This is a genomic window from Raoultibacter timonensis (genome assembly GCF_900240215.1).
Classification (GTDB): Bacteria; Actinomycetota; Coriobacteriia; order Coriobacteriales; family Eggerthellaceae; genus Raoultibacter; species Raoultibacter timonensis.
Window position 1 is genome coordinate 1,005,412 of the sequence record NZ_LT964681.1, and the last position, 19,701, is coordinate 1,025,112.

A 19,701-nucleotide genomic window follows, 5' to 3' on the forward strand; every position below is an offset into this window, starting at 1 on the left:
CGAGGCACTCAAAAAACAGGCGACCGTGCAAAGCGAGGGCGAAGTTGCTTTGCCGAGCGTCATCCAGGACGATGGCATAGCGCCTGCATGCACCAAGCCGGGTGCTGATGAGGCTGACGGCGAACGAGGCAAAGCGACACCTGAGATGAAACCCGACGGTTCTGCATCGGAGCTCGGCATTGACTACGCCGCTTTGAAGGGTTTCTCGCATTATCCGTGTTTGAGGCAGATCAACCGCATCGTGACGACCGGCCCGAAATCTCGCACTGTTGCCGGAAAGGAAGTTTTACAGGCTCCCTCGCTTGCGGGGCTTCTCTCCTTTATCGAGCAGAGCGAGTACGATGACATCGATGGCCTCAAAATCGATTACCGAGCGCTCCCGCGCTACACCATCACCACCTCGAGTACCGATTGTCTCCGACGGAAATGCCCGTTCTTCGGGGCGATGTGCTTCGTTCACGGAGCCCGCCGCCGGGCCGAATCGGCCGATATCGTGGTAACCAACCATAGTCTGCTGTTTTGCGATTTGGTTGCAGACGGGGGGTTGCTTCCTCCGATCCGTTATTGGGTCGTAGACGAGGCCCACGGAGCGGAAGCCGAAGCGCGCAAGGCGTTTTCAATCAACTTGTCGGCCGAGGAGATTATGAGAACGGCCGCTCGCGTAGCTGCCGACGATGCATCGCGCAACGTGTTCATCAGAACCGAGCGCAGGTTAGGCGAAGCGCCCGATGGATCAACGTTGCTGTTCGCCCTTACAGCGAAAGCGCGGGCTGCGGGCAAGGAGTTCGAGCAGGCGGCAGGTGAGTTCACCGCTCATATGAAAGATCTGCTGTACTTCGATCCGAGCAGCAAGAGCAAAGGCTACGAGTTCGTGGAGCTGTGGATTAACGATCAAATCCGCAACAGCGATACGTTTGCAACGCTCTGCTCGTACGGCAAGATTTTTTCTGACAAGGCGGAGAAGCTCGTAAAAGCATGTCAGGACATCGTCGCCTATCTCGAGGATCTCGACAGTGCGGCGGAGTTGCAGCGAGAGATTGCTTCGACGGCCATCGCGCTCAAGGAAATGATCAACGCCGCCGATACGATTCTCGTTGTTGCCCCACAGACCTACGCTTATGCGGCCTCGCTTTCGAAAAAGAACGATCGGGTTGCCGAAACGCTGCAGGCGCTGCTCATCGATGTGGGCGATAAGATGAACGAGACGTTGTATGCGAACACCCATTCGGTGGTCTTTGCTTCGGCGACCATGACGGTCGACGGCAAATTCTCGGCGTTCGAGCAGGCGCTCGGCCTTAATCGAACAGAATTCTCCCAAACTTCGATGCGCGAGTTGCCTTCGAGTTACAACTTTGATGAGCAGATGACGGTATACGTCGTCGAAGACATGCCCGAGCCGAATGCATCGGGTTATCTCGAGGCCCTGCAAGATCTGCTCATCGGCATCCACCGTGCGCAGCACGGTTCGATGCTCACCCTTTTCACGAACCGCAAAGAGATGGAACGCTGTTTCGATGTGGTATATCCCGTTCTCAAAGCGGATGATCTGAGGCTCGTCTGCCAGAAATGGGGCGTCTCGGTCAAGGGCCTGCGCGATGATTTCCTCGTCGACGAGCACCTATCGCTCTTCGCTCTGAAAAGCTTCTGGGAAGGATTCGACGCGCCGGGCGCGACGCTCAAGGGCGTCGTCATTCCCAAACTGCCGTTTTCCAAACCGACCGATCCGCTTTCATGCGAGCGAGCCGATCGCGACTCCCATGCGTGGAGCCATTACGTGCTGCCCGCTGCGGTGCTTGAAATCAAACAGGCGGCAGGACGCCTTATTCGCAAATCAACCGATTCGGGATCGCTCATCCTCGCCGACAAGCGATTGATAACCAAGGGGTACGGAAAGGCGTTTCTCAATTCGCTTCCCAGCAAGACGATCAAGGTATGTACGACCGCCGAAGTGGTCGAATGCATCGCTCGGGAAGCGGCGCGATCCGACGGTGCGCCTTTCGCAGAATAGCAGCCGATTCTGTGTCGTGATCCGTCCGCTGCGGGGTAATACCGTACAATAGGCAAACCATGAGTCGCAAGAACAAGCATACGAAGCTTTCGCACGCCGCGCACATCAAGCGGCATACCGAGGGAACCTCCAACGAGCTGTCTTTCAGCGTGCTCGATGCTGCGAAAAACGCAGCCGATGCGGAAGAGGGGCGCGATTCGAAGGTGAAGATGCCGCGTTTCGGCGGTATCCCGTTGTTCACCTTGCCGGGGAAAAAGAAGCCTCACACGACTCCGCAGAAAGAAGAGGCGCTGCCTCTTTCGAGCAAGGGTCCCGTCGGAATGCCCTCGCAACTTTCGACTCCTGCGACCATTGTTCCCGAAACACCGAAGAAGCAATACGAACCGCCTGTCGATGAGATAGCCCGAAGGAAAACGCGCCGTCGTTTGCGCAACGGGTTGGCCGTCGCCGTGGTCGCCGTAGCCCTTGTCGGGCTCGCAGGGGCGGGCGCTTCGTTTCTGTACAAGGAATATACCGCCTACAACGAGCGGGTGTCGTATCTTGAAACCTCCCTTTCCGATCTGACGCAAGCCTACGACATCATCATGGAGATGGATGCCATCGTTGCGGGGGAGATGACCGACGAAAACGCGGCGAAGGTAACCGAGGTGGAAGACAAACTTGCCGAGGCGACGGCACTGCTCGACGAAGCGGAGAGTTCGCTGCAGCCCGCCGAGTCGGAAGCAAACCGTGCAGAGGAGAAGGAGGCGGTGGCCAACGCCAGTGCTGCAATCTCGGCGGGTCGCGATATGATCGAACAAGGGCCGTCCATCATGGACGCCGCCGTCTCGGCCATGCAGGCGACGCAGACAATCGAAGTGGCATGGGCCGACGTGATCCAGGCCGATACGCTCGCCCGCGATGCGGCGGCGCTCATCGCCGATACGACTATGGAAAACGTCGAGGCGTCGAAGGAAAAGAGCGTCCAGGCGAGGGACCTCTTCGGCGAAGCCCTTGTTCAATTCCAGGATGCCGCCGCCGTCTACCCGAGCGCCGATCTTTCCGGGCAGATCGACTACATCGAAAAGAGAATCGCCGCCATGGAATACGCCATTGCGTCGGATGATGCGATTCTTGCTTACGATAAGGAGACGGCTGCATCTCAAAACGACGCGTACAACGCGGTGGACCAGGAGGCGGCCGAGCTCGCGCAAACATTGCCCGACAATCCATCGGAGCTGGTGAAAAGCGCATACCTGCGCGATATTGAGCAATCTGAAAAACTGTACAACGAAGCGCGCTCCATCGCATCAACCGCAGATGCATTTATTCGTGATTATTTGGGGTCAAACGGCAAATAGCGTATACTTACCTACTGTATGCCTACCTGCAAACGACCAGATGAAAAACGAAAGGCACGCGTATGCCAGAACTAATGGATCATGTTGCGTATCTGTCGCAAGAAATCGGTCCTCGTCCTGCTGGGACTGAAGAGGAGCAGCAAGCCGCCCTCTACATTACCGAGCAGATGCAAAAAGACGCCGGCCTTTCGGCTGTGATAGAGGATTTCAACAGCGCTTCGAACGCCGAGACCCCCCGCGCGATCTGCTGCGCCATAACATTCGTTATCGCGTTCGCCTCGCTCTTTTTGCCGGTTCTCGCCATCCCCGCGATGGTCCTTACCGCGCTCTCTGCGATTCTTTACGTGCTCGAGGTAGGTGGCAAGCCCATCATCTCGCGGTTCCTTGCTCGCGGTGTGAGTCAGAACGTCGTGGCCAAATACGAACCCGGCTATTCCGCCGACGCAGGCGGGGCACGCCGTCGAAAGGTCATTCTTGTAGCGCGCTACGACAGTGGAAAAGTGCAACCTGAGCTTAAAGCGCCCATTTTGGGCGTTCTGCCTTTCATCCAGTGGGCGCTGCTCGTTTCCATTGTACTCATTCCAATCCTCCTTATTGTGAGAAACGTCTTCTTCCTCCATGCCGAAGGTGTGACGGCAATCGTCTTTTTCGTGCTCATCGGCATCGGTCTGTTCTTTACAGCGCTGCCTCTCGTCATCGCTATCGTTCACAAGTTCGCGGCGTACAACGAGGCGGCCAACGCAAACGCCGCTGGCACTGCCGTGTTGCTCGACGTTGCGCGAAGGATCGGCAGGGGTAGAGTGAGCGCCGCCGAATTGGCCGCGCGTGCCGAAGCCGACGGTACCGTTGTCCACGGGGAAGAGGCGGCCATCGCATCGGGTCTCGTTCCCGAAGGCGCACAGCTTGCGTATCAGGCAGCGCAGATGCAGCCTCCCGAGCCCGCTCCGCAAACGCCCGAAGATCGTCTTGCCTCCGCCAAGGCGGCCATTGCCGCACTCACGGGTCAGCCCGTGTCCCAAAGCGAACCCGTTCGCGATATAGCGAGCAATCTCGTGCAGGTGAAAGAAGCGCCGATCGGGCAGCCGACCGAAGAAGACATCAAGGAGCAGCGCGATGAAACCCGCGAAGCCCTTGCGGGAGTTCCTTCCGAGGGGGCTCCTTCCCAAGTTGTCGTCGAGATGCTGTCTCCTGCAGCGGGGGGGAAGGGCGAAGTGGCCGATAGCGGTGCGGCGGCGGGAACTGCCGTTGCGGCAGCCGGTACTGCGGCGGCCGCCGCGANCGAAGTGGCCGATAGCGGTGCGGCGGCGGGAACTGCCGTTGCGGCAGCCGGTACTGCGGCGGCCGCCGCGATTGCGGGCAGCGTCGTTTCTCCGGATTCTTCATCGGCTGCGGATGCCTCGGTGCCCGATTGGTTCAAGAAGGCTCAAGAAAACGCCAAGAAGCCGCGCAGCGCGCAGCCTGGCGAAATCCACCGCTCGCGCTACGCCGATGCGCTCGACGCGGCCGTTTCCGAAAGCTCGTCCCACTTCAACCAGGCGAACCGTCTTGTTGACGCCGAGACCGAAGGACGCCTCAAGCAGATGCGCGAAGGGCTTCTGGAAACCCGGACGGCACCTCCTGCGCCCGAGGCGGCGATGCAATCCGAGGCTTCCGGCAACGGCGTTGCCGTGCCGGAGCAGTTTGGCGAAAACCAGCAGGCGGACGCCGCGAACCTTTCTGCAGGATTGCCCGATGCGCCCGAGCTCTGGGTGTCGGCGCAGCCCATTCCGTTGCAGGACGCAGCGCAGCAAAGCAGCGCGGCGCCCGGATCGACCACGGCAATGCCCCCAATCGATGTGAGCGATTTACGCGCTCAGGTGGCTGGAAACGTGCCGCCTATAGCGCCCATCCCGCCCATCGAAACCGAACAAGCGAAGCCTGCGATCGTCCTTCCCGATATCGGCATGTCGGCTACCAACCTGCCACCCGTGATCGAGATGAGCAAGCAGCGCGCTCCGCTCGCCGAAGCGGAGCAATCTTCGAAGGTCGCCGCCAAGAGCTTGCTCACCATGCTGCCTACTATCGGAGCCGAGGAGATCGCCGCCGAAAAAGACGGCAAAGACCCCGCGCAAGCGCATCAAGACAAAGCGGTTTCCCCGAAGCCCGATTTAGGATTGCTGCCCTCCTTGAGCGGCGAGATTCGCAAGCCCTCAACCGATGAGGGCACGCAGGCAGCCGGGAGCGTCAGCAAAGCCGGGTCGTTCGCTTCGATGGGTATGACGGGAGCATTCACGCCGGTTGGCGATGAGCTGATCGAAAACGTCGATCCCGACGAGATCTACGTCGACGACGCAGACGATTCCGACTACGAGAGCGGCCTTACGGAGACGGGGGCGTTTGCCGGCCCGGGTTACGTCGAGATGCCGAAATCACGCGTACGCCGCTTCTTCGACCGGTTCGGCAAGAAAAAGAAGGAAGAGGAAGTGAGCCCGCAGGAATGGCTCGATGTGGATGAGAACTTCGAAGCGCGCAGCGTGGGCGCAGCGCGTGGCGGATGGGAGAGCTTCCAGCAGGATGATTCCTTCGATGAAACCGACGGTTACAGCGAATACGACGAGTTCGACGAAAACGCGGCGTACGGAGGCGATCGTGAAATCGACGAGTTCGACGATGACGAATTTGAAAACGGAGGCAACCGTCCGTGGCAAGGAGGAGCGTTCTCGCGCCGCCGTCTTGTCGATCAGGACGAGGCGCTCGACGAAGGAGAGACGCCTGTCGCTTCGCAGGTTTCTTCCGAAGCGCAGGTTTCCGACGAGCTGCAGCAAGTCTATCAGTTCCGGAATCCCGATGTGAACGTCGAGGTGTGGTTCGTGGCGCTCGGGTCGGAGCTTGCCGGCAACGCTGGCATGAAGGCATTTCTTGCTGAACACGGCACTGAACTGCGAGGATCGGTGATCATCAACCTCAATGCGCTCGGTGCAGGCGATTTGAGCCTCATCGAGAAAGAGGGCAAATACCGCAGGGTCTCCGCTTCTTCTCGCATGAAGCGCTACATGAAGAAAGCGAGCCAGGCGACGGGCATCGATTCGTCGACCGCATCGATCAAATGGTCCGAGAGCGCTTCGTCGGTCGCACTGCGCCATGGATTCCAGGCGATGAGCATCGTCGGTATGGACGGATCGAAGCCCGCGTACTTCGGACAGGGCGATGACGTGCTCGAGAACATCGACCCGGATACGCTGTATCGAAACTCGGATTTCGTTATGGAATTACTCAAGAATATATAGTGGACGGCAGGGCGAATCTGCTGGTATTATGCGTGCTTGCAGTATAATGGCCGCAGCAATGACCACTAGGAGCAAAGCTATATAGAGCTATATACGCGAGTGCGACCTATGCAGTCATAGATGAAAGAGGGCCCTCGGGCCCATAGGAACGAACAGAGAGGTTCAACAACCATGGCAATCGAAGCATATTGCGTGAAGTGCAAGGCGAAGAAGGAAATGCAGAATCCCGTCGAGAGCACCACGAAGAACGGCAAGCCGATCACCAAGGGCACCTGCCCCGACTGCGGCACCACCATCTGCCGTATCGGCGCTGCCAAGTAGCACTGTTTACGCATAGCTCTGTTCGATCTGATACGATAAGAACATAGCAATCGGGCGGCGATCTTCGGATCGCCGTTTTTCATTTCCCGAAAAGGCATTGCGAAAAGGCTTTGTTTTTGCGGCTGTCTCGGAGACGATCGCGGCGCACCGAAGAGCTACAGGATTTTTTCGAACACGGCCCGCTGCTTTTCGCGTTCGAGGTAGTCTTTGATGCGGATGGATCCGCATTCAAGGTAGCCGTGCTTGAGCAGCATCGTTCTCATCGGTTCGTTCGAGGGGTAGATGTCGGCGCAGATGCTTTCTTTTCCTGCTTCCCGCGCGATGCGCTCGGCTTCCCCAAGGATGAAAAATCCCACACCGCATCTTCTGGCTTCGGGAGCAACGTTCACCCAATGGAGCGCCGCATACACTGGGACATCGCCGTTCCCGTGCACAAGCCATTGGCCCTCGAGCGCGAGCTGGTAATGGGGATCGCCGTTGGTCTCGACAGCGAACATCCCGATGATCTCATCTTCATCGGCGACGACGTAGCACGTCTTGTTCTCGATGCTCTTCATAACCCGTCTCGCCGAAGGGTACTTCTTCAGCCCTTCGGCAATGCCCATCTCTTTGAGCGAGCGATGCCCGTCATTCAACAGCTGCATGATGCGTTGGTAATCATCATGCACTGCCCTGCGTGCACCGTAATAGCCGATCAGCGATGCCCGCCCTTCGAAAAGGGGAACGTCGTCGCTCGACCCGTCGTAGGGGGTGTCGCCCGCGTCGCCCGGATCCTCGCCGCGATCGGTGACGAGCACCACCATCACGATGATCATGATGACTCCGACGATGTCGACGGGAGCGACGGGCGTATGGAGCCAGACGGCGGAAATGAACGTTGCCGACACTGGCTCGATGCATCCCACCAAACCTGCGCGTACGGGTCCCGCATCGGTGATGCCCTGCAGATAGAGGATGTAGGCGGCAACGGTTCCAATCGCGGTCATGAGCGCCATAACCACCGCTACCGATTCGTTCATCGTTACCGATATGGTCCACGGCCTGACAACGATCGTGGCCACAATGCCGCCGATCAGCATCGCAAGCCCGGTGACGATCAGGCTACCCCATTTTTTCAGCACCTTGACGGGAAGCAGCGTATAGAAGGCGAGGGCTATTGCAGACATTCCGCCCCAGAAAAGAGCTTCCGGAGGAATGGCGAGCGAATCGAAGTGCCCTTTGGTGGCGATGAGGAACGTACCTGCTATGGCGAGAACCAACCCGATGAGTTCGCGCGCTTTCGGCAATCGCCGTACGCGAACGCATACGTACACCATGATGACGAGCAGCCCCAGGCGTTCGAGAACCGTTCCCGTTCCCGCGTTGGTGTACGAAATCGTCGTGAGGTAGCTCATCTGCGTCAGCAGAACGCCGAACAGCGCGAATCCTGCAATCTGGATAAGCGATGATCGGTCGCGAAATACCGCGAGAAGGCTCTTCGCGTCTTTTACGATGCAGATGACGAGGAAGATCGCTGCGGCCGAAAGCAGACGCACGCAGGTGATCCATGCGACGGGAATATCGAACCCGGAGGTGAGGAGCTGTGCGCAGGTTCCCGAGAAACCCCAGCAGATTCCACCGCCTGCCGCGCAGAGTATGCCGCGCATCACGTGGTTTGCCTGTTTCTGCCGCACCGAACACCTCCGAAATCGCCGAATGCATCGCGGTCCGCCCTTAGTTGACCAGCGCGATGAGCGCATTGTTGCACGGGGCGCATAGTGCTGTCCATTGTTTCTCCGACCTTGCGGCAAGCGGCTTGTTTGCCGTTTTAAACGTTGCGGTGGTTCAAGCATTGACCCGCAGAAACGGGTATACTGTGCTTTCGAGATCGCGAGGCTATTCCATGCTGCTTCGAGAATGAAGCGAACAGGGGACGAGGGCACGTGCTAAAGGATTCATCATATCCGCGCTGGCTGCTGTGGGCGGTTATCATCGGCGATGGCTTGTTCGTCGTGCTGCAGGTTCCCTCGCCTAACTTCTTCGGATTCGGGTTGACCCCGTTTTATCTGCTTGCCGCAGAGACGCTTGCATATTTGGTAGGCGGCTATATAGTATACCGCCTGCGTGCCTATACGAATAAGCGTTTGTACGCAATCTGTTTTGCCATCGTGGTCGTTTGCTGTGCGCTGCTGTACGTAACCGAGCTTCCTGCGGGGGCCATCGTCGCTTTGCAGGTGGTGGTGTACATGGCGCTCGCACTGCTCAACCTATGCTGGGGCGTGTGCTTCGCCTCGTTCAAGCCGTCTGTTTCGATGGTGCTCGTCATCGGGTCCTATATCATCTGGAGCGCGTGCTCGCTCCTCTTCTCGTTCACCACCGATAACTCGCCGGCGATGACGGGGTTGCGCTTGCTGTTCCCGCTCGCTTCGCTCATCATCCTGGGATTCTGTCTTGCACGCCTCGACTTCGGTTCGAAGCAGAAGCGCTACGCGATCGACGAGAAACCGGCGGGTTTCGCCACGCTGCTGCTCGGCGTGAAGGAGCCGGTGATCGCGACCGTGGCTTTCTCGTTCATATTCGGCAGCATCATGCAGATGGATATCGTGCAGGGGGCGTCGGGCTACATCGTATCGCCCGAAGCGCAGGTTGCGACGATCGCCGTATCGGTGGCGCTGCTGCTCTACGTATTGCGCGACGGCATGCGCATGCAGTTTCGCGTACTCGTGTTGGTGCCGCTCGCTCTGGCGACGGTGCTTATGGCTCGTGCGGTGCTCGAGGGGCAGTCGTTCTTCGCGAACGGTCTGCCGCTTGCGCTGTTCAATTTCTTCGGACAGCTCGTCTGGATCGTCTTTGCGTGGAAGGGATACGAGAGCAAGGCGAATTCCCTCATCATGTTCGCGTTCGGACTCGGTTCGATGCGGCTCGGTCTTTTGTGCGGCCGCGGTTCGGTGGAACTGCTCTCGAATTCGGTCGGCATTTCCGATGCAACGGCAAATCTCGTTTCAATCGTGGGACTGTGGGCGCTGTTCATCGGCGTTCTGGTTACCGTCGCGATCATTCTGAAACGCCAGAATGCGGAGACGACCCCCTTCGAGGCGGACGAGGAAGTGCGCGCTGCGGGTATCGGCGATGTGCCGGTGCTGCATGTTGCCGCATCCGGTGCGGGAACCGGTGCGGCTGCGGAAGCGAGCGGTCCGATTGGTGGGACTGTCGAGGTCGATGACGCGAATCTCTACGAACGAAAATTCGCTGAAGCGGTAGAGGGCGCGGGGCTCACCGAGCGCGAGAGCGAAATCCTTATGATGTATGCGAGCGGCCGCAGTGCCGTCTATATTGCCGAGGAGCTCTATCTGTCGAACTACACGGTGAAAACCCATCTGCGCCGCTGCTATGCGAAGCTCGGCATCCACTCCCGTCAGGAATTGCTCGATCTGGTGTGGAAGGGGCAGCTTCCTCCCGCATAGGGTTCGCAAGAACGCGAGCAAGCGCCTCCGCATCGAGAGTCGAGGATGTTTCACGTGAAACATCTGTTCGGTAATATCCGAGGTGCCTCGTGGGCCTGCTGTATTTCCATGTGCGGCGGTCGTACGATATCAACCTTATCTGACCAGCAGAAACACCAATATACCTCCTTTTGTGCCACAAGCGGAAACGGGCAAATAGTCCCTTTGGAGGTACACGGTATCCTGCTTTCGCTCCTATGATTCGAACCGTCCTCAACACAATGCGCAAAACGGCGCAAGGCGTGCAGAAGAAGCGCCGGTACTCAGTAACAGGGGACGGATTCGAAGGGAGAAGGATCATGGAAACATCGCTGGACAGAAGGGGATTCCTCAAAACTTTCGCGATCGGTTCGGCTGCCGCTATGGTAGCAGGGGCTGGACTTGCGGGTTGCGCGCCTCAGCAGAAGGGTTCTGCGAGCGCGACGACGGTTTCAGGCGCGGGTCTTCCCGAGAAATGGGACGAGGAATGCGAAGTGCTCGTTATCGGTTCCGGCTATGCGGGGCTCGCGGCTGCCTATGAGGCGTCGAAGGCGGGTGCCGATACGATGGTCGTTGAGAAGATGCCGACGACGGGCGGCAATTCGGCCATTGCCGACGGCGACTTCGCCGTCTGCATGTCCTCTGCGCAAAAGGCTAAGGGCATCGAAGACTCGGTCGACAAGTACGTTGCCGACATGATGGCGGCGGGCCTTGGGTTGAACGATGAAGAAAAGTGCCGCGTGCTTGCCGAGAAGTCGAACGAAACATGGGAATGGACCCAGAGCGATCTTGGCGTCGAATGGGATACCGACGAAGAAGGCAACATCAACGTGATTCCCTACGGCGGCCATAACACGGTGCGCACCATCCACCCCAAGATCGGCCACGGGTCGGCCATGACCGTTCCCTTGACCGAAAAGCTTAACGAAATGGGCGTTCCCATGAAGACCGGCCGCATGGTCACGAAATTCTTCCGCGACGAAACCGGCCGCATGGTTGGCGTTCAGGTGAACGAGAAGGCCAAAGGCAACGATCCCACCACGGGCAACCCCCTCTACATCAAGGCGAAGAAGGGCGTCGTCCTCGCCAGCGGCGGTTTCGGAAAAGACGTCACCTGGCGCTCCCAGCACGATCCGCGCCTCGGTGAAACCGTCGATTGCACCAACCAGGATGGCGCAACGGCAGAAGCGCTCGCGGCGGCCATGAAAGCGGGCGCCCTTACGGTGCACCTCGATTGGATTCAGCTTGGACCGTGGTGCAGCCCCGACGAGACCGGCTACGGCAAGGGCCCGAGCTACATCGATGCCAATGTGGCTTACGGCATGAGCATCGATCCTCAGACCGGTCAGCGTATCGTCAGCGAGCTCGCCGACCGTCGCGTGTACTCAGATGCGATCGTCGCAAACGGCGTGCCGTTGATCCAGGTTGTCGACGAGCAGAACATTCCCAAGTGGAACTACGATGCAAACCTGCAGCCTGCAATCGACGCCGGCATCACGAAGAAGTTCGACACGATCGAGGATGTCATTGCCGCATACGACCTTCCCGCCGAAGAGTTTATGGCGCAGTTCAACCGTTACAACGGGTACGTCGAGGCCCGCAACGACGAGGAATTCGGCAAGATGATCCCCGAGGATGCGAAGCCCTTGGGCGAGGGTCCCTACTATATCACCCGTATTTGGCCGAAGGTGCATCACACCATGGGCGGCGTGAAAACCAACATGGATGCCCAGGTGCTCGATGCCGACCTGAACCCCATCCCCGGCTTCTACGCCGCGGGCGAGGCGACCGGCGGCGTGCACGGAGCCTGCCGTTTCTTAGCCTACAGTTTATGTTGCTATACGGTGGCGTTTTAGCGATTCTTGGAGTATATGCTATCGGATGGCAGCAGATTTTGAAGCGCATGCCTCTTACGTCGGCTTTTTCGAATAAAGCCGTTACGGTAGTATGGGGCATAGTGTGGGGTGCTCTGTTCTTTTCGGAGCCTGTTACTCCGCTAAAAGTAATCGGAGCAGTTTTTATTATCGCTGGCGTAGTATTGTTCTCCCATGCAGATGTGGACGAAGAAAAGGATGGCTGCCAACCAGTTGAAGGCGAAGAAGGTGCTTTGCCGTGAGCTTGACGATGGCTCTGTACGCTGGAGTGCTGTTGCTCGGTACGTTTATCAGCTCGGTTTCTCAAGTTATTCTTAAAAAATCAGCCGCTAAAACATATGAGTCAAAGGCTAGAGAGTATCTCAATTTTTCCGTTATATTTGCTTACACTCTTTTCTTTTTGGCGTCATTGATGTGCATCGTTGCGTATAGGGTTGTCCCGCTGTCATTTGGGCCCGTGCTCGAGGCAACGAGTTACATTTATGTAACCATATTTGGTGTAGTCTTTTTTAAAGAGCGTATTACAAAGAAAAAGCTCTTAGCGTTGGTGCTGATTCTATTGGGCATAGTGATATATTCATTTGGTATCCCAGGATAGTATATCGCCTGAAGGCATTACCGCTAGTGATTCTGCCTAGCTTGTCTTTGGGTTTAAGCATTCGCGTATTCAGCGCGCTCGAGTTGAGCGGGCAACTACGCGCGATACGAAAAATCGTGAAGCGTTGGTTCTATAAATGCAATGAGATAATCTTTCGAAAGCTCTTGGAAAAGGTTTGTTCCTCTGCTTTGCCATTTGTTAACTGGTATTATGAGAGCAACGCATGGAATAAGTACTCAACGTGTTTAGCAAAGCGCTCTGTGGGTTGAACGGAAGGAAAGGTATGAAAGGAATTGTTCTGGCCGGGGGATCGGGGACGCGGCTGTACCCGCTGACTACCGTTACATCAAAACAGCTTCTGCCAGTTTACGATAAACCGATGATCTACTACCCCCTTTCGACGTTAATGCTTGCAGGCATTCGCGAGATTCTAATCATCTCTACGCCGCAAGATCTTCCGAACTTTAAGCGTTTGCTTCGGGATGGATCTCAGTTTGGACTCAAGTTGTCATACGCAGAGCAGCCTGAACCCAACGGTTTGGCGCAGGCTTTTGTTATCGGAGAAGAGTTCGTCGCCGGAAGTGCATGTTCTCTTATCCTCGGCGACAATATTTTCTACGGGAATGGTTTAGGCAAGCATCTTGTCAGAGCATCGAATTCGGATAGGGGAGCAACGGTCTTCGGGTACTACGTGAGCGATCCTCAGCGCTTCGGGGTGGTGGAATTCGACATGGATGGAAGAGCGATCTCCATTGAAGAAAAGCCGAAGACTCCGCGTTCGAATTTTGCGGTTACCGGGCTCTACTTTTACGATAGCCGCGTTTGCGAATTTGCAAAGCAGGTGGAGCCTTCTGAGAGAGGCGAGTACGAGATAACCAGCCTAAATCAAATGTATTTAGAGGATGGGTCGCTCAACGTTGTAACTTTGGGTCGTGGCTATTCCTGGTTTGATACAGGCACGATGGATTCGTTGTTCGAAGCTGCCGAATTGGTTCGGGTGGTGGAGAACTCCCAACATCTGCAAATAGCTTCGCTTGAAGAAATTGCATATCGGAACAACTGGATTTGCCACGAGGCTTTGCTTGAGTCGGCGATGAAGTACGGCAAATCGCCTTATGGCGAATATCTCCAAAGAGTCGCGAACGATGAAATCGATAGTCCAGTAAGAGGGTAAGAGTATGCAGAAAACATATATGGTTACAGGTGGCGCAGGCTTTATCGGTAGTAATTTTGTTCTATATCTCCTGAGCCGCTATGAGGATGTTCTTGTAGTTAACGTAGACAAGCTCACCTATGCGGGGAACTTGGAAAACCTCAAGTCTATCGAAGGCGACCCTCGCCACGTATTCTCACAAACCGATATATGCGACAAAGCCGGTATCCAGAGGCTTTTCGATGCTTACGATTTCGACTATGTGGTTAATTTTGCAGCGGAGAGCCATGTTGACCGCTCTATCGAGACGCCCGAGGTGTTCGCTGAAACAAACGTCATGGGCACTGTTAATCTTCTCAATGCCGCCAGGGCATCATGGGAGCATGCCGATGGAGGATACGGGAATCAGAAGTTTCTTCAGGTATCAACAGACGAAGTGTACGGTTCGCTTCCCTTAGATGATCCGACTGCGTTTTTCCGCGAGACGACTCCGATCAATCCCCATAGCCCTTATTCTGCGAGTAAGGCTGCGGCCGACATGTTTGTAATGGCATATGGAGATACGTATGGGATGCCAGTCAATATTACCCGCTGCTCCAACAATTACGGCCCCTTTCAGTTCCCGGAGAAGCTTATCCCTCTCATGATCCACAATGCTATCGAGCACAAAGAATTGCCGATCTATGGTGATGGCGAGAACGTACGTGACTGGCTGTACGTTGAAGACCACTGCAAAGCTATCGATATGGTTTTGCATAACGGGCAAGTTGGCGAGGTTTACAACATCGGCGGCCATAACGAGCGTCCGAACAACTTTATTGTCCGCACCATCATCGAAGAAACCTGTAGGGCCATGAATGATAACGCGATTTCCGAAGACCTCATAGTCTACGTCCAGGATCGCAAGGGTCACGATCGGCGATATGGCATAGCTCCTGATAAAATCAAGAACGATCTCGGTTGGTATCCCGAAACTGCGTTCGAAGACGGTATTGTGAAAACCATTCAGTGGTACCTTGACCACGAGCAATGGGTCGATAACTTAACGTCGGGAGCGTATCGAGAATACTATGACAGGATGTACTCGAAGAAAAAATAAACTTGCAGGTTTGCAGCGATACGCTTGATCGGCGGTGTTCCGAGCAGCGCTATGCGTGAATTCCCCTTGGAAAAATCAAGAGCGGTTTGCTCCTATGCTATTATTCCGTGGATACTGCTAATTCAGGAAGGCACCAGTGGCGGCAAAGCACGTACGATCAGGTGATAATCCTCGGCGGGGTGCGCACTCGAGAAAGCAACCGAGTCGCCCTCGGTCCGATGCCGCACACCGTAATGTGCCTCAAGGTCGAACGCCTAGCGGTACGGTTTCGGTAGGCCGAAGGGACTCGTCGGGCGATCGGGACAAGGTGGATGCCCAGCGCAAAGCATCGACCGGCCGTCATGGCACTACCCGTCACCAGGGTAGTCCTCGCAGTGCTTCGGTTGCGGCAACGCGATCGGCCGCCAACGCCCGATCAGGGCACGGTGCGGCGCAGCAGGCGATGAATAACCAGCAGCTTGCTCGCTATCGCCGCGATGGCAATCCGAACTATAAAAGCCATAAACGAAAAATGGCCCCATGGAAAAAGGCGCTCATCGTTGCCGCGTCGGTGCTCGTTTGCTTTGTATGCGCGGTGGGCGCCTACGCTTTCTGGTTTTCGGGCCAGCTTGACGATCGGTTTTCCATGGGCGATCAGACGGACGCAGCGGTAAACGATGCTCTTGCTTCCCCGATATCGGGGAAGCCGTTCTATATGCTGCTTCTGGGTTCAGATTCGCGGGAAGGGTCGGACACTTCATCGCGGGAAGACGAATCGGGCGATAACCAGCGCTCCGATGTGATGATCCTCGTTCGCGTTGATGCGAAGAATAAGCAAGTTACCATGGTGTCCATTCCGCGCGATACGCCATTGACCCTCGAAGATGGCTCCATCGTTAAGCTGAACGAGGCTTACAACATCGGGGGAGCGGCTTATTCGATCGAGGCGGTATCGAAAATCACCGGAGTGCCGATATCTCACTATGCCGAGGTGCATTTCTCAGAGTTCCAGGAGCTTGTTGATAAGATCGGCGGCGTTGAGGTCGACGTTCCCGTTGAGTTGTCGTACAAGGATGCGCTTACGGGCGAGTGGATCACGCTCGAACCTGGCGTGCAAACGCTCGACGGGCAGCAAGCGCAGATTTTCGCGCGTGCCCGCCACGAATACGAAACCGATCAGGACGCCCATCGCCAAAACAACATCAGAACATTGCTCGAGGCCATCATCACAAAGGTTCTCGAGAAGCCGTTTTACGAGCTGCCGGATACGGTGCTCAGCCTTGCCGAGAGCGTCGGGACCGATTTTAACTCTTCTGATCTCGTGTCTCTCGCACTGGAATACGCTGGCGGCTCGGGAAGTATGACGATATATAGCTGCACAGGTCCAACTGACGGCGACATCAACGAAGCCGCAGGTGGAATTTGGCTGTGCTACGAAAACCCCGAAGGTTGGGCGAATCTCATGTCCGTTGTCGATTCGGGAGAAGATCCGAGTGGTCTTGATGTGAATAGTACTGCCATAATTCCTTCGGCGGCTTAAAATATCCAAACGAATTATAAGCGTACCGTGCATCTATGCGTTCCGTTTTGATGCGTAAAGGGAGATATGAGGTTATGGAAAAAGCGAAAGACATGAAGCGCTGGCTCAAAGTGGCGGTAGTTGCCCTCTGTGCCGTTTTTGCTTTGGCGTTGGCGGGCTGTCAGCAGGAGAAGCCGGAAGAGAAAACCAGCGATGTCGATGCTATGAAAGAGGCTTCGACGGATAAAGCTGCAGGAGCCGAAACGGAGCCGTTCTACGTGCTTATCGTCGGAAACGATTCCCGTACGGGAACGGTTGAGATCGACAAGGCGGATTATGCCGATGGAGCGGGTCGATCCGACACCATAATGCTCGCTCGCATCGATCCGACAACGTATCAGATTACGCTCGTTACGGTTCCCCGCGATACGACGGTTGATATCGACGGCTACGCGAACAAGATCAACGAAGTGTATCGTATCAGCGGAATCGAGGCTCTGGCAAAGGAAGTCGAGAGCCTTACCGGAGTGAAAATCAAATACTACTTCGACACCGGTTTCGTCGAATTCGAAAACTTCATCAACGCGTTAGGCGGCATTACGGCGAATGTGCCGATCGACATGCATCTGCAGGATATTGTCGGCGGCAACGACATTGCTCTGTCTGCTGGATCGCAGGATCTCGATGGGGCCGAGTCTCTCGTCTTGGCTCGCGTCCGCAAGCTGTATGCGTATGATTTGGACGCCTGTCGTCAGATACAAGATCGCCAGATCGTTGAAGTTGCAATCAATAAAGTCGCTGCCGATCCCGCAAATCTGCTGACGGCGTTGTCGGCGCTTGCCGATCACACGAAGACCAATTGGCCTTCCGATGGACTCAAGGCAACCGTTACTAATTTTGTGGAGCATGCGAGCGAGATAACGTTCGTGTCGGGCACTGGCCCCTACACGGGCGATTTCGACGACAATGCCGGCGGGCTCTGGCTCATTCCTCGCGACGAGGCCACCTGGAGCGAGGTCATGAAGGTCGTCGATGCAGGCGGCGATCCTACTACGGTCGTTCCGCTGCCCACAATCGTGCCGGTTGAATAGGGCGATCTGGGGTACCGAAAACCCAATTCTTCAACAGCCCCCGTCAAGCAATGCGACGGGGGCTGTAGTTTACTTGTGGGTTGAACGTTCTACGCCCCATCCACCAGATCCATGAGCTCCTGCTTCGAATGGACGCCGGTTTTACGGTAGATGTTTTTCACGTGGGTTTTCGTGGTGTTCTCCGATACGAAGAGGCGCTCGCTGATTTTCGCAAAGCTCCTTCCCTTGACCAGCATGGAGAGGATTTCGCTTTCACGCTCGGTCAGCAGGTAGGTGTCCGTTATGATCTCGACGCGGTTCGTTCGTTCGCCGTCGAGGGAGCCCGGCGCATCGACGCGCTCGTCGTCGAACAGCGATCCGTTTCGCGCGTTTCCTGTGGCGAGCAGAACAACTGCGGTCAGCAAGGCGAGCATGAGGAGAATGGGCTCGGTGACGCTCTCCAGCTGGAGGGGCTGGGCGAGCGAAGCTACGAACCCGTTGGCAATAGGGCTCAAGAACTGACCGACGAAGAGAAAGAACAAACCGAACCCGTACAGGATACTCGGTGCGACGTTGCGGTCGCGGGCGATATGGGTCAGGAGCACCCATACGTGAAGTTCGAACAGAAGGTAGACGACAGCGCATACGAACTGGTAGGCGAATCCGAGCGAGGGGCTCATGAAAAAGAGGAGCGCTACCGAGACGCCCACCACGAACAGGGTTGCGAAAGAGTAGGTGCCGTTTTCGGACGAGCGTGCCTCCATGACCAGGTAGACGAAAAAGAACAGCGCGATAAACCCGATCGCAATGAGGAACAGGCCCACGAGCGAATCGGGAGCCGCTTGGCCGGCGCTGAAGGTGCTTAGTGCGAGCTCGCGCAGCGTACTATCGACGAATCCGAAAATCGTCAGGATGAGGGCAAGTCTCAGGAACGCCGGCTTGGCGTAGCGGCGAAGCCTTTCTTTGCGCTGCGAGAACGGGCGCAGTGCCGTTTCTTCGGGAAGCGTTTTCTGAGCAGCGAAGCACAGGGCGCCTTCTGCGGCAACCGAGAGAACCGTGGCGGCGATAAGCATCATGGGACTGTTGAACAGGAGAAGTACGACGTACAGCGCGACGGAAAGCAACAATCCGATAGCGGCATTGAGGGCAACCGAGTTGTTGTCGAGTTTGCGGTAGGCGAAGCCCCAGCAAATGAGCAGGTATCCGGTTGCTATTCCCCCGAACAATCCTGCAACCAGCCCCGTAGCGTACATTGTCTCGTACGAATCGAGCGTCGTGGAGGCGAACCTGACGACGGTGGCCGCGATGCCCATAACGGTTACGACGGTGATCGTACGCTTTCTGCGCGAGAGAGGTTCGATGCCCGCACCGAAAACCCCGACGGCGAGAAACGTGATGCAGATCGTGCAGAACACGCCGAGCGCGAATCCTGCGAGCGGCGAGGAGCCATATCTCTCGACCGGCGCATCGAGGATACGGCCCGTTGCGAACATGATGCAGAACACCCATGTCCAATGAAGACCCAAACCGATGCTGAGGATCGGATCGATCGACATCTTTGCTGCCGGTATTTCGATGGAGACGGTTTTCATGGATCCTCTCGCACGGCGTACATCAACCCAATCATACAGTAGCGCAACGTCACCGTGTCTGCTCATCTAAAACAGGTGAAGCTTTCGACCTGATATCACCCGACCAACGGTACATGATATTTTGCGGTCGTGGAAGAATCGTTTCGGTTGCGTTTCGAGGCGGTTGCCATCCGAAGCGCAATAGGGATCAGGGAAACCGAAACGGAGGAATCACATGCATACCTTAGATCGAAGGAATTTTCTCAAGGGTGCGCTTGCTACGGGCGTGCTCGGCGCTGCGGGCGTGCTGGGGGGATGCGCCGCAGGCGGACAGGGAAGTGCGGACGGCGGCAATCAGGCGAACGCGGCGGGGCAGGCCGGCCATGCGGCCCCGGCATACGAAATTGCCGGGATGGGGGGGGTCGACGTGGGGGGCGTCGGG

General features: G+C 56.6%; 13 protein-coding genes and 1 pseudogene. 12 read left to right on the plus strand and 2 right to left on the minus strand.

Going from position 1 to position 19,701, the window contains the following annotated elements; translation table 11 throughout:
- The 3 genes from C1722_RS16275 to C1722_RS17065 all read left to right on the plus strand — a co-directional run.
- The coding region (locus C1722_RS16275; protein WP_280522958.1) for an ATP-dependent DNA helicase at positions 1 to 2,008 on the plus strand (2,008 nt) is incomplete at its 5' end.
- A 59-nt stretch (positions 2,009 to 2,067) separates the two neighbouring features.
- A complete protein-coding gene (locus C1722_RS16280) occupies positions 2,068 to 3,348 on the plus strand; it encodes a hypothetical protein (RefSeq protein WP_102380359.1) in 1,281 nt (426 codons plus the stop codon).
- 3,437 nt (positions 3,349 to 6,785) lie between these two features.
- Positions 6,786 to 6,935 (plus strand): DUF5679 domain-containing protein, encoded by a 150-nt coding sequence (locus C1722_RS17065; RefSeq protein WP_180326546.1) that lies wholly within the window; start codon positions 6,786 to 6,788, stop codon positions 6,933 to 6,935.
- A gap of 155 nt (positions 6,936 to 7,090) precedes the next feature.
- On the opposite strand, the gene C1722_RS16290 is transcribed toward C1722_RS17065, so the two are convergent.
- Complete coding sequence (locus C1722_RS16290) at positions 7,091 to 8,608, minus strand: GNAT family N-acetyltransferase (RefSeq protein ID WP_341801928.1); 1,518 nt, start codon at positions 8,606 to 8,608, stop codon at positions 7,091 to 7,093.
- Positions 8,609 to 8,857: 249 nt separating this feature from the next.
- Here C1722_RS16290 and C1722_RS16295 point away from each other — a divergent pair, with 249 nt between their 5' ends.
- The 8 genes from C1722_RS16295 to C1722_RS16330 all read left to right on the plus strand — a co-directional run bounded on the left by C1722_RS16295 (position 8,858) and on the right by C1722_RS16330 (position 17,709).
- Positions 8,858 to 10,378: a helix-turn-helix transcriptional regulator gene (locus tag C1722_RS16295; protein ID WP_102380362.1), complete on the plus strand. Its 1,521-nt coding sequence runs from the start codon at positions 8,858 to 8,860 to the stop codon at positions 10,376 to 10,378.
- A 338-nt stretch (positions 10,379 to 10,716) separates the two neighbouring features.
- The gene (locus C1722_RS16300) at positions 10,717 to 12,252 is read left to right on the plus strand and encodes a flavocytochrome c (protein ID WP_180995325.1); all 1,536 of its coding nucleotides are present in this window, start codon (positions 10,717 to 10,719) and stop codon (positions 12,250 to 12,252) included.
- Positions 12,228 to 12,512: an EamA family transporter gene (locus C1722_RS16305; RefSeq protein ID WP_102380364.1), complete on the plus strand. Its 285-nt coding sequence runs from the start codon at positions 12,228 to 12,230 to the stop codon at positions 12,510 to 12,512. Before C1722_RS16300 ends, C1722_RS16305 begins: the two co-directional genes overlap by 25 nt.
- Positions 12,509 to 12,868 carry an EamA family transporter gene (locus C1722_RS16310; RefSeq protein WP_102380365.1) on the plus strand — a complete coding sequence of 120 codons (360 nt, stop codon included), beginning with the start codon at positions 12,509 to 12,511 and terminating at the stop codon, positions 12,866 to 12,868. Before C1722_RS16305 ends, C1722_RS16310 begins: the two co-directional genes overlap by 4 nt.
- A 283-nt stretch (positions 12,869 to 13,151) precedes the next feature.
- Complete coding sequence (gene rfbA / locus C1722_RS16315) at positions 13,152 to 14,042, plus strand: glucose-1-phosphate thymidylyltransferase RfbA (protein ID WP_102380366.1); 891 nt, start codon at positions 13,152 to 13,154, stop codon at positions 14,040 to 14,042.
- 4 nt (positions 14,043 to 14,046) lie between these two features.
- Positions 14,047 to 15,120, plus strand: a complete 1,074-nt coding sequence (gene rfbB / locus C1722_RS16320) for a dTDP-glucose 4,6-dehydratase (protein WP_102380367.1) — start codon at positions 14,047 to 14,049, stop codon at positions 15,118 to 15,120.
- A gap of 442 nt (positions 15,121 to 15,562) precedes the next feature.
- Positions 15,563 to 16,639: an LCP family protein gene (locus tag C1722_RS16325; RefSeq protein WP_102380368.1), complete on the plus strand. Its 1,077-nt coding sequence runs from the start codon at positions 15,563 to 15,565 to the stop codon at positions 16,637 to 16,639.
- A 74-nt stretch (positions 16,640 to 16,713) separates the two neighbouring features.
- On the plus strand, positions 16,714 to 17,709 hold the full coding sequence (locus C1722_RS16330) for an LCP family protein (RefSeq protein WP_102380369.1): 996 nt from the start codon (positions 16,714 to 16,716) through the stop codon (positions 17,707 to 17,709).
- 89 nt (positions 17,710 to 17,798) lie between these two features.
- Here the strand turns inward: C1722_RS16330 and C1722_RS16335 are convergent, their stop codons facing one another.
- The gene (locus C1722_RS16335; RefSeq protein WP_180995326.1) at positions 17,799 to 19,280 is read right to left on the minus strand and encodes a helix-turn-helix domain-containing protein; all 1,482 of its coding nucleotides are present in this window, start codon (positions 19,278 to 19,280) and stop codon (positions 17,799 to 17,801) included.
- Positions 19,281 to 19,494: 214 nt separating this feature from the next.
- Here C1722_RS16335 and C1722_RS16340 point away from each other — a divergent pair.
- Positions 19,495 to 19,701, plus strand: a pseudogene (locus tag C1722_RS16340) (hypothetical protein); the annotation flags it as partial.

What these genes read in the sequence shown, in the direction of transcription:
- C1722_RS16305 (WP_102380364.1), top strand. Translation starts at nt 12,228, where the DNA reads ATGTTGCTATACGGTGGCGTTTTAGCGATTCTTGGAGTATATGCTATC.
- C1722_RS16280 (WP_102380359.1), top strand. Translation starts at nt 2,068, where the DNA reads ATGAGTCGCAAGAACAAGCATACGAAGCTTTCGCACGCCGCGCACATC.
- C1722_RS16300 (WP_180995325.1), top strand. Translation starts at nt 10,717, where the DNA reads ATGGAAACATCGCTGGACAGAAGGGGATTCCTCAAAACTTTCGCGATC.
- rfbB (WP_102380367.1), top strand. Translation starts at nt 14,047, where the DNA reads ATGCAGAAAACATATATGGTTACAGGTGGCGCAGGCTTTATCGGTAGT.
- C1722_RS17065 (WP_180326546.1), top strand. Translation starts at nt 6,786, where the DNA reads ATGGCAATCGAAGCATATTGCGTGAAGTGCAAGGCGAAGAAGGAAATG.
- rfbA (WP_102380366.1), top strand. Translation starts at nt 13,152, where the DNA reads ATGAAAGGAATTGTTCTGGCCGGGGGATCGGGGACGCGGCTGTACCCG.
- C1722_RS16325 (WP_102380368.1), top strand. Translation starts at nt 15,563, where the DNA reads ATGAATAACCAGCAGCTTGCTCGCTATCGCCGCGATGGCAATCCGAAC.
- C1722_RS16330 (WP_102380369.1), top strand. Translation starts at nt 16,714, where the DNA reads ATGGAAAAAGCGAAAGACATGAAGCGCTGGCTCAAAGTGGCGGTAGTT.
- C1722_RS16335 (WP_180995326.1), bottom strand. Translation starts at nt 19,280, where the DNA reads ATGAAAACCGTCTCCATCGAAATACCGGCAGCAAAGATGTCGATCGAT.